Genomic DNA, 16,341 nt, shown 5'->3' on the forward strand with positions numbered 1-16,341 from the left:
CATCGATTTCGACAGCGATCGCCTAGCGCTCGCCCGGCGGGTAGCTAGATGGGTAGCTGCGTGGGTGAAGCCTCACACAGACCCATATCTGACGCGCCTTACATGAAACTTCCTGAATCAGCTGCACTTCTTCCGGATGCTGCTTGATCACATCCGAGCGCGTGAGGATCAGGTTGGTCAGATTACCGGCCGCCTGATCGTAAGGCAGGTTGAACAGCGTGCCCGCGCCCATCATGCGGATCTGCGAAGCAAACGGCTCGACCGAGCACACCATGTCGATATCCCCGCGCTGCAAGGCGCTCGCATCGTCAGCTGGATTCGGGATGTTGATGAATTGCACGTCCCGGTCGGGATTGATGCCATGCATCAGAAATTCGCCGCGCATATGAATGTCCTGCGCGTTGCCGCGCGAGGCGGCAACCTTCAGCGGTTTGCCCGCCGCCTTGCGCGCCTTGACCAGCTTGACCAGTCCGGCCCAGTCATTCTCCCTGAGCCCCAGGCCGTTGCGCTGCAGGATCTCGGAGCCACCGTTGACCTGACCGGAAATCGCGACGACGTCGAAGCCGCGATCGAGCGCCGTGACCAAATGCAGATACGTGACCTGCGCAACGTCGATACTGTGTGAAACCAGCGCGGTCAGCACGTCGTTGCCGGAGGTAAACGGAATCGCTTCGATCTTGACCGACTTGCTGTATTGCGGCACCAGCGCCATCGACAGGCACTGGGCGCATTTGGCAAAGCCGACCTTGACGACCGGCTCGGCGCCTTGGGCACGAGCGGCCGGCGAGGCCAGCGGCAGTGCCAACGAAGTAATCGCGACGGCTGCCGCGAACAATGCCTTGCGAAACATTTGACTCTCCTGTGAGCAACATGCGCCGGATTGCGCAAGCCATGGCTCGCAAGATGCATGCCAACAAATAGCTAATAATTGCATACAATCATCAAAACGTTTGTTCGCAATGCCTTGCCCCGCACCAGCGGGGCGCGCGACCGCGACAGTGTGCTGTCCAGACTTGCCCCGCTGCCGACCCGGCGCACCATGATGCACGGCACCACGCTTCTTTCCGGTGCGTTCGCGCGTCATCTTCGGCCATGCCGGCCCGCGCCGGGTGCGGCAAATATTCCGGCCCCCGTGTACACAAAACATCGCGATCTGCCTTATTATTTCGGCTACCCACCGTGCAGGCGAGAATCGAATTGAAGCAAGCTGCCGCGCCGGCCGTCGAGCCGGAAGTGTCGAACCGGCCATCGTTTTCCAACGATGAAATCTACCGCCGCATCCAGAACGCGGTGCTCGAGCATCGCCTCGCGCCAGGCACCAAGCTGGTGGAGGAGCGGCTCGCCGAAATCTCGGGCGTGAGCCGCACCAAGATCCGCGAGGTGCTTGGCAAGCTCGCCCATGAAGGCCTGGTGACACTGATTCCGAACCGCGGCGCCTTTATCGCCAGCCCGAGTGCCCAACAGGCGCGCGACGTGTTCGTTACGCGCCGCATGATCGAGCCGGAAATGGCGCGGCTGCTGGCGCACTCCGTCACCACGCCGCAACTGCGCGCGCTGCGCCGGCACGTGCGCCAGGAGAGCGAGGCGCGCCGGCGTGGCGAAATGCACACGGTGATCCGTCTGTCCGGGGAATTCCATGTGCTGTTTGCGCAGATGCTCGGCAACGAAATACTGCTGCGACTGCTGCGCGAACTCACGCCGCTGACGTGCCTGGTGATCACGCTCTACGACAAACCCAACGTGCCGGCCTGCCCGCATCATGAGCACGACGAGCTGATCGATGCGCTCGAAGCGCGCGATGGCGAGCGCGCCGCCGGGATCATGCTCGAGCACCTGCGGCACATCGAAGCAACGCTGAGCTTCGACACGCCGGCCCCGGCAGCCGTCGACATCGAAGCGATTTTTTCCTGATTTTCTCCTGACACTGCGGCCTCTGGCCCGACAATCCGCCTCGCCGGCCGATCATGGCCGGCCCACGGCTCAGCCGGGACGGCCCTCGCCGCGCGCTCGTTTGCACTACGAAAATCTGCCGCAACCGCCCGCCGCTCCACGACTCCAATCGCAAGTGCGATAGCCCACTCGCTCGGCGTCACACAAGCATCATGCAACGCCGCTACCTTTTGGAAGGCCGGCAGCCGCCCTTTGGAGTCCCCTATGGCAAATCAACTTGGCAATATCGATCATATCGTCTACCTGATGCTGGAAAACCGCTCGTTCGACCAGATGCTGGGATTCCTCTACAGCGACAGCGGCAATCGCTCGCCGGCCGGACAGCTTTTCGACGGACTGACCGGACAGGAATCGAACCCGGACGAGCTGGGCCGGCCGGTGCCGGTCTACAAAATACGGGCGAGCGACCCGCATCCTTATTTGATGCCGGGCGCCGATCCCGGCGAAGGGTTTCTGAACACGAACTACCAGTTGTTCGGCACCGACACCCCGGCCTCCGACGCGACCCCGAACAATCAGGGTTTCGTGCGCAACTTCAAGGCGGCGATCGCCTCGGATCTGGCCAGGCATTACCGCGATTCGCTGCCAGGCACGGTGCCGGCCCAGATCATGGGCATGTACACGCCCGAGCTGCTGCCGGTGCTTAGCGCACTGGCGCGAGGTTACGCGGTATGCGACGCGTGGTTCGCGTCAGTGCCGAGCATGACCATGCCCAATCGCGCGTTCGCGCTGGCTGGCACATCGCAGGGGCATCTCGACGACCACGTGAAGATATTTACTTGCCCGAGCATTTTTGGACGCCTGACCGAACGGCAGGTCGACTGGGCCGTGTTCGGCTATAACCGCGAACCCATCACGCGCCACAATTTTCCCGATACGCAAAGCGCCGACGACAGTCACTTCGGCCATTTCCGCGACTTCCAGGCGCGCGCGGCCAACGGGACGCTTCCGGCATTCACGTTTCTCGAACCGAGCTGGGACGCGAACGGCAACAGCCAGCATCCCAACTATGACGTGGCGGCCGGCGAACAATTGATACATGACGTCTATCAGGCGGTGCGCAGCGGCAAGAACTGGCATCGCACGCTGCTGATCATCAACTACGACGAGCACGGCGGCAACTACGATCACGTTGCGCCGCCAGAGAACGTGGCCGCCCCGGGCGACGGCACGCTCGGAGAATTCGGTTTCGAATTCACCCGCTTGGGCGTGCGGGTGCCGGCCGTGCTGGTCTCGCCGCTGATCGCCCCCGGCACCGTATTTCGCCCTTCGTCCGCCACGCCGCTCGATCACACCTCGGTGCTGGCGACGATTCACCAGCGATGGGGCACCGCGCCGCTGAGCGCGCGCGATCGGGCCGCGCCGTCGCTGGGCGACGTGCTCACGCTCGCGCAGCCGCGCACCGACGACCCGCTGCAGGGCGTGAGCGTGCCGCAAGCCGGTCTTCATCACCCGAATGCGGCGCGGCCCTCGCGACTCGACCGGCTGCAGGCGGCACGCGTCGCCGCCTTGCCGCTGCGCAACGAGCAGGGCTACTACGAGGAAGCGATGCCGAACTTCACCTCCAGCAGCGAGCTTGGCGACTTCATTCGCGACCGGTCGGCCGCATGGCGCGAGCACATGCGGCGCCTGCGTCAACGACGGCCCGGCTGACGTCGGCCGGGTCGGGCCGGCCGTCTTTCCGGCGCGGACTGTGTCGAAGTATCGCTGTGGCCACGCCGATATATTCGGTGTCCATAGCATGCTTGGTAGACAGGCCGCACGGGCGTTACACTAACGGCTAACGATCGGTCTATCGTTCCTCGTCATCCGTACGCCAAAGGAATCCGTGTTTTGAAAGGCATCGCCGCCCGCCTCACCCGTTCTGCCTGTATCTTTATCGCTTCCCCGCATCGCCCGCCCGGCACCCGGCGTCTCGCCCGTTGCTTGTCCCTTGCCGCACTCTGCCTGGCTTTGCTTGGCCCGGCAGGTGGCGCGCTCGCACGCGAGCACGCGCATCCGCCTCCACCCGAGGTGCATCACGTCAAGGCTCGCCCGCATTCCGCTAGCCATGCTCGACGCCCGCCGCGGCCGCGATTGCTGCCGCGGTGCGGCTACAATGCGGCGGCCGTGCGGCGGCTGCATTCGCGGGCCATCTATGTGCTGGACGTCAAGTCCAACACGGTCCTGCTGTCGCGTCGCGCCCACGAGGTTCGCCCGATTGCGTCGATTTCCAAGCTGATGATGGCGGTCGTGGCGCGCAGCGCCCGTCGGCCGCTCAACGGCATGCTGCGCGTCACGGCGCAAGACCTTGACCGCATCAAGTTCACCGGCTCGCGGCTGAAGGTCGGCTCACGACTGTCGCGCCGGGACATGCTGCATATCGCGCTGATGTCGTCGGAGAACCGCGCGGCGGCCGCACTCAGCCGCGACTACCCGGGCGGGCGGCCAGCCTTTATCGCGGCAATGAACCGCAAGGCGCGCCAGCTCGGCATGCGCCATACGCACTTTGACAATGCGAGCGGACTCTCGCCGCACAACGTCTCGACCGCCGCCGATCTGGCCAAGCTGGTCGCGTACGCCAATCGCGACCCGCTGATCCGGCGCTTTTCCACCGACAAGTGGGATACCGTTTATCCGGGACGCGGCCAGCTCGTGTACGTCAATTCCAACGCGCTGATTCGGCTCGGGCATGCGCCCATCCAGTTGCAGAAAACCGGCTTTATCAACGAGTCCGGTCACGGCATGGTGATGCGCATGCAGGTGCGGGGTCGCCCTCAAACGCTGGTGCTGCTGGGTTCGCGCTCGCCGCGCGGCGACATCGCCGACGCAATCCAAATCCGTCGCTGGCTCGACTGCTCGCTGAGCTAGGGCGCGACACCGGAGTTCGCCTCGCGCCGACGCACTATGCTGAATGCATTGGCATGCTTTGCATCATCATCCATCAATGCTCACCAACCCTTAGCCGATACCGCCATGAAACCGAACCGATCCTTCCATCTTGCCCTGGTTCTGCTGTTGTGCGGCACTTTCATGCCGGCCGCGCTGCGAGCCGCGCCGCTGAATGTCGCCTCGGACACGGCCCTGTTTCAGCCGGTGCGCCAGGCCGCCTCGCGATTCACCGCCCGCACCGGCATTACGCTACGGGTGCATAAGGTCGACATGGCCCGCTACGCCGCACACGCGATTCATGCTCCAGGCCACCCGTTCGACGTGGTGATCGTCAACGCCGGTCGCTATGCGGCGCTGGCGCGGCAACATCGCGTCGCCCCGGGTAGCCACACCGATCTGGCGCGCATCGGCGTGGGTATCGGCGTGCCGGCCGGTCGACCGGTTCCGGACATCGCCACGATAGCGGCCTTGCGGCGCACGTTGCTGGCCGCGCACCGCGTGGCGCTGGCCGATCCGGGCTCCGACGCGCCCAGCGGCACCTACGCGCTCACGCTGTTCGATCGGCTGGGCATCGCCGGGTCCATGAAAAACAAAGCGGTCCTGGTACCCGGCCCGCTGGTCGTCACCCAGTTGCAGGTTGGCAAGGCCGACCTGGTGCTGGCGGAATCGACCGTGCTGCAGCAGGCGCCGGGCGTACGGTTTGCCGGGCCGCTGCCGGCCGCTCTGCAGCAGCCGATTCCGTTTGTCGGCGGCGTGGGTGCGCGCGCACGCCGGCCGGTCGCGGCGCGCGCGTTCCTGGCGTTTCTCGCCGCCGAGCTCGGCGCCTCGGCACGCCCTCGCGAGGCGCCGTAAGACGGGTCGCAGTACCCGCCATCGACTGGCCAGCTGTGGTAATCTCGATTGCGTCGGCACCTGCCTTACCCTGGGACGTGCCGGCGACGGTACGGCGCCGGGCTATCGCCAGACGCAAGACCGATCCAGTAGAAGCGTGCGACACAATCAAACGTGGAGACCTCTCGATGAGCCAATACGGGCCGCTGAAATTGCACGTGCCGGAGCCGACCGGGCGTCCGGGTTGCAAAACTGATTTTTCCTACCTGCACGTCTCGCCAGCCGGCGTGGTGCGCCGCCCGCCCATCGACGTGACTCCCGCCGACACCAGCGACCTGGCCTATAGCCTGGTGCGCGTGCTCGACGACGACGGCCAGGCCGTCGGTCCCTGGGCACCCGATCTGAGCTCCGACGTGCTGCTCGCCGGCATGCGGGCGATGCTCAAGACCCGCATTTTCGACGCGCGCATGCTGGTCGCGCAGCGCCAGAAAAAAATCTCGTTCTACATGCAGAGCCTTGGAGAGGAAGCGATCGGCTCGGCGCACGCGCTGGCGCTCGAGCATGGCGATATGTGCTTTCCAACCTATCGCCAGCAAAGCATTCTGCTGACCCGCAACGTGTCGCTGGTCGACATGATGTGTCAATTGATGTCCAACCAGCGCGACCCGCTCAAGGGGCGCCAGTTGCCGGTGATGTACTCGGTGCGCGAGGCCGGATTCTTCTCGATCTCCGGCAACCTGGCAACCCAGTTCATACAGGCTGTCGGCTGGGCGATGGCCTCGGCGATCAAGGGCGATACGCGCATCGCCTCGGCCTGGATCGGCGACGGCGCGACCGCCGAATCGGACTTCCACACGGCCCTGACCTTTGCTCACGTGTATCGCGCGCCGGTGATCCTGAACGTGGTCAACAACCAGTGGGCCATTTCCACCTTCCAGGCGATCGCCGGCGGCGAGGGCACGACTTTCGCCGGGCGCGGCGTGGGCTGCGGCATCGCCTCGCTGCGCGTGGACGGCAACGATTTCCTGGCGGTCTATGCCGCCTCGCGCTGGGCCGCCGAGCGCGCCCGCCGCAATCTCGGCCCGACCCTGATCGAGTGGGTCACTTATCGGGCCGGCCCCCATTCGACCTCCGACGATCCCTCCAAATATCGGCCCGGCGACGACTGGAATGCGTTTCCGCTGGGCGACCCGATCGCGCGTTTCAAACAGCACCTGATCAGGCTGGGTATCTGGTCGGACGCCGCGCACGAGGAGCTCAAGACGACGCTCGAAGCCGAGGTCATCGCCGCGCAGAAGGAAGCCGAACAATACGGCACGCTGGCCGATGAGCACACGGCCAGCCCGGCGAGCATCTTCGAAGATGTCTACAAGGACATGCCGGAGCACTTGCGCCGGCAACGCCAACAGTTGGGGGTCTGAGCATGGCGAAAGAAAAAGACAACGGCCAGGCCACCCAGCCGATGAGCATGATCCAGGCGCTGCGCTCGGCCATGGATGTGATGCTCGAACGCGACAGCAACGTGGTGGTGTTCGGGCAGGACGTCGGCTACTTCGGCGGCGTGTTCCGCTGCACCGAGGGCCTGCAGGCCAAGTACGGCACCTCGCGCGTGTTCGATACGCCGATCTCCGAAGGGGGCATCGTCGGCGCGGCGGTGGGCATGGGCGCCTACGGGCTGCGACCGGTTTGCGAGATTCAATTCGCCGATTATTTCTACCCGGCCTCCGACCAGATCGTCTCGGAGGCAGCGCGCCTGCGCTACCGCTCGGTGGGCGAATTCATCGCGCCGCTGACAATCCGCATGCCCTGCGGCGGCGGGATTTATGGCGGGCAGACGCACAGCCAGAGTCCGGAGGCGATGTTCACGCAGGTATGCGGCTTGCGCACAGTGATGCCGTCCAACCCCTATGACGCAAAAGGGCTGCTGATCGCGGCGATCGAGAACGACGATCCGGTGATTTTCCTGGAGCCCAAGCGCCTCTACAACGGCCCGTTCGATGGGCACCACGAGCGGCCCGTGACGCCCTGGAGCAAACATCCGGCCAGCGCGGTGCCCGAAGGGTATTACACGGTGCCGCTCGAATCGGCAGCCGTGGTGCGCGCCGGCAGCGCCGTGACAGTGCTGACGTACGGCACGACAGTACACGTGTCTCTGACGGCCGCCGAAGAGACCGGCATCGACGCCGAGATCATCGATCTGCGCAGTCTGTGGCCGCTCGATCTGGAGACCATCGTGAACTCGGTGAACAAGACCGGGCGCTGCGTGGTGGTGCACGAAGCCACGCGCACCTGCGGGTTTGGCGCCGAACTCATCTCGCTGGTGCAGGAGCACTGCTTCTATGCGCTGGAGGCGCCAGTCGAACGCGTGACCGGGTGGGATACGCCGTATCCCCATGCGCAGGAATGGGCGTACTTCCCCGGTCCGCGCCGGGTCGGCGAAGCCCTGCGCCGTGTCATGGAGGCTTGAGATGGGGACGCACATCATCAAAATGCCCGATATCGGCGAAGGCATCGCCGAGGTCGAACTGGCGGCCTGGCACGTCAAGGTGGGTGACACCGTAAAGGAAGATCAGCCGCTGGCCGATGTGATGACTGACAAGGCCACGGTGGAAATCCCATCGCCCGTGAGCGGCACCGTGCTGGCACTGGGCGGCCAGGTCGGCGACGTGATGGCGGTGGGCAGCGAGCTGATCCGCCTGGAAGTCGAAGGCGCTGGCAATCAAAAACCCGGGGCCGCGCAAACCGCTCCAGCTGCGGCCCAAGCAACGCCGGCGCCAGCGGCTCCGGCAGCGCACGCCGAACCGGCGTCGCAAGCCACGCCCGAACCCGCAACCGAGGCAGCGCCTGCACCGGTCGCGCCGGCCGCTTCGCGACCAGCGCCTCCTGCGCAGGCGCCGGTGGTCGCGCGCCAGCCGGGCGAGCGGCCGCTTGCCTCGCCGGCGGTGCGCAAGCGTGCCTGGGATCTGGGCATCGAACTGCGTTTCGTGCACGGCACCGGCCCGGCTGGCCGGATCGGCCATGAAGACCTCGACGCGTATTTGCAGGGGCGCGGCGGCACGCTCGGCACGCGCGCCGGCCTGGTCGAGCGCAACGACGAGCAAGCAGTGCCGGTGATCGGCCTGCGGCGCAAGATCGCGCAGAAAATGCAGGAGGCCAAGCGGCGCATTCCGCATTTCAGCTACGTCGAGGAGATCGACGTGACCGAACTCGAAGAGCTGCGCGCCCAATTGAACCGCAAATGGGGCGAGTCGCGCGGCCGGCTGACGGTGCTGCCGCTGCTGGCGCGTGCCATGGTGCTGGCGCTGCGCGACTTTCCGCAGATCAATGCGCGCTTTGACGACGAACTCGGGGTCGTCACACGCTATGGCGCGGTGCACCTGGGCATCGCCGCGCAAAGCCCGGGCGGCCTGATGGTGCCGGTAGTGCGCCACGCCGAGGCACGCGATCCGTGGTCGATCGCCGCCGAGATCGCCCGGCTGGGCGACGCGGTACGTGGCGGCAAGGCCGAGCGCGACGAGCTGCTCGGCTCCACCATTACGATCAGCAGCCTTGGTCCGCTGGGCGGCATCGTCAGCACGCCGGTGATCAATCGTCCGGAAGTGGCCATCGTCGGCGTCAATCGCATCGTCGAGCGGCCGATGATCCGGCACGGCGTGGTGGTGCCGCGCAAGTTGATGAATCTCTCGTCATCGTTCGATCATCGCGTGGTCGACGGCATGGATGCAGCCGAGTTTATCCAGGCGGTGCGCGCCCTGCTCGAACAACCCGCCATGCTTTTCGTGGAGGCCTCATGAGCGAGATTCAAACGACGACGCTGCTGGTCATCGGCGGCGGCCCCGGCGGCTATGTCGCGGCGATTCGCGCCGGACAATTGGGCGTGCCAACCGTGCTGGTCGAACGCGAGCGTCTGGGCGGCACGTGCCTGAACATTGGCTGCATTCCGTCCAAGGCGCTGATTCACGCGGCCGAGGAATTCGAGAAGGCGATGCACTATGCAGCCGAGCCGGCCTCGCCGCTGGGCATCCGGGTGCAGGCCCCGCGCATCGACATCGCGCAGACGGTGGCCTGGAAAGACGGTATCGTCGAGCGGCTCACCGGCGGGGTTGCTGGCCTGCTGAAAAAGCATGGCGTGACGGTCATCCACGGCCACGCGCGCGTGCTCGACGGCAAGACCGTGGAGGTCGCGACCGATGACGCGCAGGATGGCCAGGCGCTGCGCATTCAGTGCGAACACCTGTTGCTGGCAGCCGGCTCCGAGCCGGTGCCGCTACCCTCGATGCCGTTCAGCGACAGGGTGATCACCTCCACCGAGGCGCTGTCGCCGCGCACGCTGCCGCGTCGCCTGGTGGTGGTGGGTGCCGGCTATATCGGGCTCGAATTGGGTACGGTCTACCGCAAGCTCGGCGTCGAGGTCACGGTGGTCGAGGCCAAGGCGCGCATCCTGCCGACCTATGATGCCGCGCTGACCAAGCCGGTGGCCGAGGCGCTGGCCCGCCTGGGCGTGACAGTGCATCTGGAGCGCAAGGTACTGGGGCTCAATCACGCGGGCGACGCCGTGCGGGTGCAGGATGCCGCCGGCGCCGAGACGGAGCTGCCGGCCGATCGGGTGCTGGTCGCCGTCGGCCGACGCGCGCGCACCCAGGACTGGGGTCTGGAGGGCCTGCAGCTCGATCGCAACGGCGGCGCGCTGCGCATCGACGATCAATGCCGCACCTCGATGCGCAACGTCTGGGCGATCGGCGATCTCACCGGCGAGCCGATGCTGGCGCATCGAGCCATGGCGCAGGGCGAGATGGTGGCCGAGCTGATCGCCGGCCGGCGCCGCCATTTCACCCCCGCCGCGATTCCGGCAGTGTGTTTCACCGACCCCGAGATCGTCACCGCCGGGCTGTCGCCCCCCGAGGCCGAGGCGGCCGGGCTGGACTGCGTGTCGGCCGTTTTCCCGTTCAGCGCCAACGGCCGCGCGATGACGCTCGGCTCGACCGAGGGCTTCGTGCGTGTGGTTGCGCGTCGCGACAACCATCTGATCGTCGGGTGGCAAGCGGTCGGTCGCAGCGTATCCGAACTCGCCGCCGCGTTTTCGCAGTCGCTGGAAATGGGCGCACGGCTGGAGGACGTCGCCGGCACCATCCACGCGCACCCGACGCTGGGCGAGGCGGTGCAGGAGGCGGCGCTGCGGGCGCTGGGTCACGCGCTACATATTTGAACCTGTGGCTTCATCGGGCTGGGCGGCATAAGCCGCCCGGCCCGCGCCGGCGGCCTTCCGGTAAAACGCAGATCGCATGCTCGTGCCGCACACCACGCATGGCCGCAACCCTGTCCGACATGTCGCCCTGACCTCCGCCGAAACACTCTACGCGCTCGCATTCGCCGGTCCATGCTGGGCAAACAAGCCCGCCTGGACATCGGCCACGCATTCGAGCGCAATGCCAACCACCGGATTGGCCGTTTCGCGATTATAGAAAAGGCGGATCGCGCCGAGCAGCGAGGTGCCCGGAAACGGAATCACTTTGATATCGCCCCGATGGGCCAGTCTGCGAGTCACCGCAAGCGGCATCAGCCCCAGAAACGGTGCGCTTTTCAGAATCGCTTCATTGACCGCCAGTGAAATGGATTGCACGCAGCCCGGCGGAAACTCTAGCCCATGCTGCTGCATCCAGCGGCTCAATGCCATCGTGATAGGTGCCTCCCGGGGCGGCAAAATCCATGGCATGCCGGCGATGTCGGCCGGCGCGACATGGCGCCGCGCGGCAAGCGGGTGGTCGCGCCCGCAAACAATCACGATAGGGTCGTCGAGCAGCGTTTCGACGGCAAATTTGCTGGCACCGAGTTCGGCTGGCGCCTCTTTGCGACTGAAGACAAAGTCCAAGTCGCCGGCGGTCAACATCGGAAATAATCGATCACTGGTGGCCTCGAAAAATGCAATGTCGACGTTGGGGGCTCGCTTCTTGATCTGCAACACCAACTCAGGCGCAAACACCGGCATGACGGTCGCTACCGCGCCGACGGCGATTTTCCCCGAAATGCCGCTACACAAGGCGTCGGCCTCGTAGCGCGCTTGCTCCAACTGGTGCAGAACTTCCCTGGCGTGCTTGAGTAGCGTCTCGCCCAGCGCGGTGAACTGCAGGCGATTGCCGACGCGCACCAGCACCGGGGCGCCCAGCCCCGCCTCCAGCTCAGCCAGCTGTTTGGAGATAGCCGGCTGCGTCACGTTCAAACGCTGCGCAATGAGCCGAACTTGACCGAGGCTGGCGAACATCGTCAATAGCCGCAAATGGCTGAGCTTGAGTCCGCTTTGAAAGAAACGCTCGATCGGTTTCATCGCCATTTTCCTTTATTTTTCACATAACCATCAGGTTATTCACTTTCAATAAAATGTCAATTGCATCTCATGATGGTTAAAACCAGAATGAAGGCAACCGCGGGCGATGCGAAGCCGCCCGATACGAATTCGAGCCATCCCCTCATGAAGCCAACGAATGTCCTAATTATTCTGTCCGACGAACACCAGAGCGGCCTGATGGGCTGCGCCGGGCATGCCGCGCTACAGACCCCTAATCTGGACGCCCTCGCCAAAAGGGGGACGCGCTTTTGTAATGCGTATACGCCGTCGCCGATTTGCGTACCGGCCCGGGCAAGCCTGGCCACCGGCCGATATGTGCACGACATCGGGTGCTGGGATAACGCGATCGCATACCAGGGCACGCCGCCAGGCTGGGCACAATATCTCTGCGACGCCGGCCTGTTGGCCGAGTCGATTGGCAAGTTGCACTACCGTGATGCCGCGTCGCCAGTCGGCTTTCGGCATCAACACCATGCGGTGCATATTCTCGACGGCATCGGCCAAGTCTGGGGGTCGGTGCGCAATCCGCTGCCTGAGACCATGGGGCGCTCACCGTTGTACGACAAGATCGGCGCGGGTACGTCCGACTACAACCGCTTTGACGAGCGCGTTGCAGATCGCGCGGTACAGTGGCTGGGCGAACATGCCAATGACAAGCAGCCTTGGGTGCTGTTCGTGGGGCTGGTCGCACCGCATTTCCCGCTTATCGTGCCGGCCGAATATCTGGATCGGTACCCGCTCGAGAGCATTGCGCTGCCGAAGCTACATCCATCGAGCGGCTACCGGCGGCATCCGTGGGTCGAGCGCCAAGCGCGGCACATGGACCATGATGCGGCGATTGGCAGCGACGAGCGGCGCCGCCTGGCGATCGCCAGCTATTTCGGGCTCGTCACATTCATGGATGCGCAGGTCGGCAAGATTCTTGGCGCACTCTCCCTCAACAGCCTGGCAGAGGCGACCACGGTGATCTATAGCAGCGACCACGGCGACAACCTCGGCAAGCGAGGCATGTGGAACAAATGCCTGCTTTATCGCGAATCGACCAGTATCCCCATGATCGTTGCAGGCCCGGGTATTCCAGGCGACAAGCTCAGTAACACTCCGGTGTCACTTGTGGATATACAAAACACCGTGCTGCAATGCACTCATTGCGCTGGCGCGCCCCTGGATGGGCCAGGGCACTCGCTGGTGGAACTGGCTCGCGCTCCAGACATGCCGGAGCGGCTGGCGTTCAGTGAATACCATGCAGTAGGTTCGGAAGCAGCAGCCTATATGCTGGCTGATGCGCATTACAAGTATCACCATTATGTCGGGCTCCCCCCGGAGCTGTTCGATCTTGAACGTGATCCCGAAGAGTTAGAAAACGTTGCTGCGCGGCCAGCGTATGCCGAGGTGCTACAGGTGTTCGAAGCGCGCCTCAAAACCCTGCTCGACCCCGAAGCCGTCGACGCAATGGCGAAAGCCGACCAGGAGCGCCTGGTGCGCGCGTTCGGCGGCCGAGAGGCCGCCCTGCGAACCGGCACACCAGCGGCCACCCCAGTGCCGCAGGCATAGCAAAGGAACGTCGCGGCCGGCATTGGTTCACCCAAAAATATAATGCAACGGAGACAGCATGATGACCACAGCAGACGTGGCGGCAATGCCACAGCAAACCTCACTCAAGCGCAATTGGAAGACTGTCGTTTTGGCCAGCCTCGGCGGCTCGCTGGAAATCTATGATTTCATCATCTTCGGCGTGTTCGCGCATGAGATCGCCAAACTGTTCTTCCCAGCCTCCGACCCGCTGGTCTCGATGATCAAGACGTTCAGCGTGTTCGCCATCGGCTATCTCTCGCGGCCGCTGGGCGGCATCATGCTGGGCAGTCTGGGCGACCGCTACGGACGGCGCATCGTATTTCTGGTCTCGATCCTTGCAATGTCGGGCTCGACAATCGCGATCGGCCTGATCCCCAGCTACGCGACGATCGGCATACTCGCGCCGTCCTTGCTGGTGCTGTTCCGCCTGTCCCAGGGATTCTTCCTGGCTGGCGAGTTGCCTTGCTCGATCACCTATGTCGTCGAAGAAATGCCGCAACGAGCAAGCTTCGTCAGCGGCCTGGTGATCTTCTGCCTCAGCTCGGGCGTGTTGGTTGCCACGCTGCTGAGTCTATTGTTGCACGCCACCCTTACGCCGGCCGCCGTTGCCACCTATGGCTGGCGTATCGCGTTCATTTTCGGCGGCTTTATTGGTCTCGTTTCCTATTGGCTGCGCACCTCGCTCGAGGAGTCGCAGGAATTCCAGCGACTGAAAAGCCACAAGATCAAGCAACCGTTTCGCAAAATTTTCACCGCCTATCCGACGCAAGTTTTGGTCGGTGTCGCCGTGGCCGGCATCGTCAACGTTTCGAACAGCGTATTGTTCGTCTTGCTGCCGTCATACCTGACCTCCGTCGCCCACTACTCGCCGACACTGGCGAGCGAGGGGCAGAATGCCGGCATCGCGGCCATGTCCGTATCGCTGCTGTGCTTTGCCTGGCTGTGCGACCGCATCCCCAGTCGGTACTGGCATCGGTTGGGTTCGGCCATCATGCTGCTGGGCGGCTATCCGTTTTACCGCGCGCTGGCAGCGCACCAGATCGCCCCGATCCACGCCTTCGTGCTGGTCGGGCTGGCGGGCGGTTTTGTCAACGGGACCTATGCCTATTTGCTGGCCGACCTCTTCCCAACCAATGTGCGCTTCAGCGGCGTCGCGCTGTCGCTGAACTTGGCAACAGTTATTTTTACTGGTTTGACGCCGCTGGTGGTCACGCAGTTGATGCGCGCCAGCGGGTTGGCGGCCTCGCCCGGCATCTACATCGCCGGCGTGGCATGCATCGCGCTACTGGCCGGCCTGGCGCTCAAACGCTTCGGCGGGCAGATCCGAGACTCGCACCAAACGGCATGAAGAAATGAAAAACGCGAACGATCAAATGACGGCGCTGCGAGATGCGCTGGCACACATATTGGGTAGCGATGGCATCACAGTCGATGCAGGCGTCGTCAGTGCACATGCAGGAGATTGGAGCGAGGCCCCCAAAGTCGAACCACGGATGGTGTTGTTTCCGAAGACGCCGGCCCAGGTCGCGGCGGCGCTGGGTACCATCTCCCGTTTCGGCCAGCGCGTGACGGTTCAAGGCGGTTTGACCGGCTTGGCCGGCGGCGCCACGCCGTGTGACGGCGAGATCGCACTATCGTTGAGCAAACTGAACCGGATCGAGGCGCTTGACGACATCAGCGGGACCGTCACAGTGCAGGCCGGGGTGCCGCTCGAGACGTTGCAATCCTACGTCGCGGCCCATGACTGGCTTTTCGCTCTCGACCTTGGCGCACGCGGCACCTGCCAACTCGGCGGCAACGCCGCGACCAACGCCGGCGGCAACCGTGTGATCCGCTACGGCACGATGCGCGATCTGGTGTTGGGCATCGAGGTCGCGCTGGCCGACGGCACACTGATACCCATGATGAACCAGGTCACCAAGAATACGACCGGTGTCGATTTAAAACAGCTCTTCATCGGCTCGGAAGGCATGCTGGGCGTGATAACCCGACTTGTCCTCAAGCTGGTCCCCCGGCCTACCGTTGCCAACACCGCGCTGTGCGCACTGAGTTCGTTCGATCATGCTGCCCGCCTGCTCAAGGAAATGCGCAAACACCTCCCGACCCTGTCGTCGTTCGAGCTGATGTGGAATGATTTCATGACCACAGCGATCGACACGGCGCAGTTGCGACCGCCGTTTGCGCAGGCGCATCCGGTCTATGTATTGGTCGAGACGCTCGGCGCGGACTCGCAGCGTGAACGAGAGACATTGGAGCGCTGCCTCGAACAAGCAATCGAGACGGCGCTGGTGACGGATGTCGTCGTCGCCGAGTCGATCGATCACGCCAGACGCCTATGGGCCTACCGCGAGGCCATCGGCGAAATTCTGTCGCGCTTGCAGCCTCACGCGGCATTCGATGTCGGGATACCGATGTCGGCGATGGACCGTTTCGTATCCGCGGTACGCAATACGCTGAACGACGTTTTCCCTCAACAGCACCACCTGTTCTTCGGCCACATCGGGGACGGCAACCTGCACGTGTTGTCAGGGCCATACGACACCTCGGCTGCGTTGCATCGCGTCGAGCAAATCGTCTACGTCGCGGTGCGGGACGCAGGCGGGTGCATTTCGGCCGAGCATGGCATTGGCGTCATCAAAAAGGCGTTTCTGCCGTTGAGCCGTTGTCCTGATGAGCTATCGCTAATGCGCAGTCTGAAGACACTGTTCGACCCCAATGGCACGCTCAACGCCGGCCGGATTGTCGACATGCGTCCACACTAGTCGATCTCA

Annotated in this window: 12 protein-coding genes and 1 pseudogene; 11 read left to right on the plus strand and 2 right to left on the minus strand. The window is 64.2% G+C overall.

The window, feature by feature from the left end; translation table 11 throughout:
* Window positions 1-22: 22 nt before the first annotated feature.
* Complete coding sequence (locus tag EPN80_RS09230; protein WP_293026036.1) at window positions 23-850, minus strand: ABC transporter substrate-binding protein; 828 nt, start codon at window positions 848-850, stop codon at window positions 23-25.
* A gap of 347 nt (window positions 851-1,197) precedes the next feature.
* On the opposite strand from EPN80_RS09230, the gene EPN80_RS09235 reads away from it, so the two are divergent.
* The 8 genes and pseudogenes from EPN80_RS09235 (at window position 1,198) to lpdA (ending at window position 10,858) form a co-directional block, all read left to right on the plus strand.
* Entirely contained in the window at window positions 1,198-1,911 is a 714-nt protein-coding gene (locus EPN80_RS09235; RefSeq protein WP_293026038.1) for a GntR family transcriptional regulator, read from the plus strand.
* A gap of 243 nt (window positions 1,912-2,154) precedes the next feature.
* On the plus strand, window positions 2,155-3,603 hold the full coding sequence (locus EPN80_RS09240; protein ID WP_293026040.1) for an alkaline phosphatase family protein: 1,449 nt from the start codon (window positions 2,155-2,157) through the stop codon (window positions 3,601-3,603).
* A 414-nt stretch (window positions 3,604-4,017) separates the two neighbouring features.
* Window positions 4,018-4,800: pseudogene (locus EPN80_RS09245) on the plus strand (serine hydrolase); the annotation flags it as partial.
* Between the two features lie 105 nt (window positions 4,801-4,905).
* Complete coding sequence (locus EPN80_RS09250; RefSeq protein ID WP_293026042.1) at window positions 4,906-5,673, plus strand: substrate-binding domain-containing protein; 768 nt, start codon at window positions 4,906-4,908, stop codon at window positions 5,671-5,673.
* 167 nt (window positions 5,674-5,840) lie between these two features.
* Complete coding sequence (locus tag EPN80_RS09255; protein WP_293026044.1) at window positions 5,841-7,073, plus strand: 3-methyl-2-oxobutanoate dehydrogenase (2-methylpropanoyl-transferring) subunit alpha; 1,233 nt, start codon at window positions 5,841-5,843, stop codon at window positions 7,071-7,073.
* Window positions 7,074-7,075: 2 nt separating this feature from the next.
* Window positions 7,076-8,119, plus strand: a complete 1,044-nt coding sequence (locus tag EPN80_RS09260) for an alpha-ketoacid dehydrogenase subunit beta (RefSeq protein WP_293026046.1) — start codon at window positions 7,076-7,078, stop codon at window positions 8,117-8,119.
* Between the two features lies 1 nt (window position 8,120).
* Window positions 8,121-9,446 (plus strand): dihydrolipoamide acetyltransferase family protein, encoded by a 1,326-nt coding sequence (locus tag EPN80_RS09265; RefSeq protein WP_293026048.1) that lies wholly within the window; start codon window positions 8,121-8,123, stop codon window positions 9,444-9,446.
* Entirely contained in the window at window positions 9,443-10,858 is a 1,416-nt protein-coding gene (gene lpdA / locus EPN80_RS09270) for a dihydrolipoyl dehydrogenase (protein ID WP_293026050.1), read from the plus strand. Before EPN80_RS09265 ends, lpdA begins: the two co-directional genes overlap by 4 nt.
* Window positions 10,859-11,005: 147 nt before the next feature.
* Here lpdA and EPN80_RS09275 read toward each other — a convergent pair whose 3' ends face one another.
* The gene (locus EPN80_RS09275) at window positions 11,006-11,974 is read right to left on the minus strand and encodes a LysR family transcriptional regulator (protein WP_293026052.1); all 969 of its coding nucleotides are present in this window, start codon (window positions 11,972-11,974) and stop codon (window positions 11,006-11,008) included.
* 69 nt (window positions 11,975-12,043) lie between these two features.
* Between EPN80_RS09275 and EPN80_RS09280 the strand changes: the two genes are divergently transcribed.
* Genes EPN80_RS09280 through EPN80_RS09290 form a run of 3 tightly spaced genes read left to right on the plus strand, consistent with a single transcriptional unit; the run spans window position 12,044 to window position 16,332 of the window.
* Entirely contained in the window at window positions 12,044-13,549 is a 1,506-nt protein-coding gene (locus EPN80_RS09280) for a sulfatase-like hydrolase/transferase (RefSeq protein WP_293026054.1), read from the plus strand.
* A 58-nt stretch (window positions 13,550-13,607) separates the two neighbouring features.
* Window positions 13,608-14,918, plus strand: coding sequence for an MFS transporter (locus tag EPN80_RS09285; protein WP_366468662.1), 1,311 nt, complete (start codon window positions 13,608-13,610; stop codon window positions 14,916-14,918).
* 4 nt (window positions 14,919-14,922) lie between these two features.
* Window positions 14,923-16,332 carry an FAD-binding oxidoreductase gene (locus EPN80_RS09290; protein WP_293026056.1) on the plus strand — a complete coding sequence of 470 codons (1,410 nt, stop codon included), beginning with the start codon at window positions 14,923-14,925 and terminating at the stop codon, window positions 16,330-16,332.
* Window positions 16,333-16,341 lie beyond the last annotated feature (9 nt).

Source organism: Pandoraea sp., assembly GCF_004297875.1.
Taxonomy (GTDB): domain Bacteria; phylum Pseudomonadota; class Gammaproteobacteria; order Burkholderiales; family Burkholderiaceae; genus Pandoraea.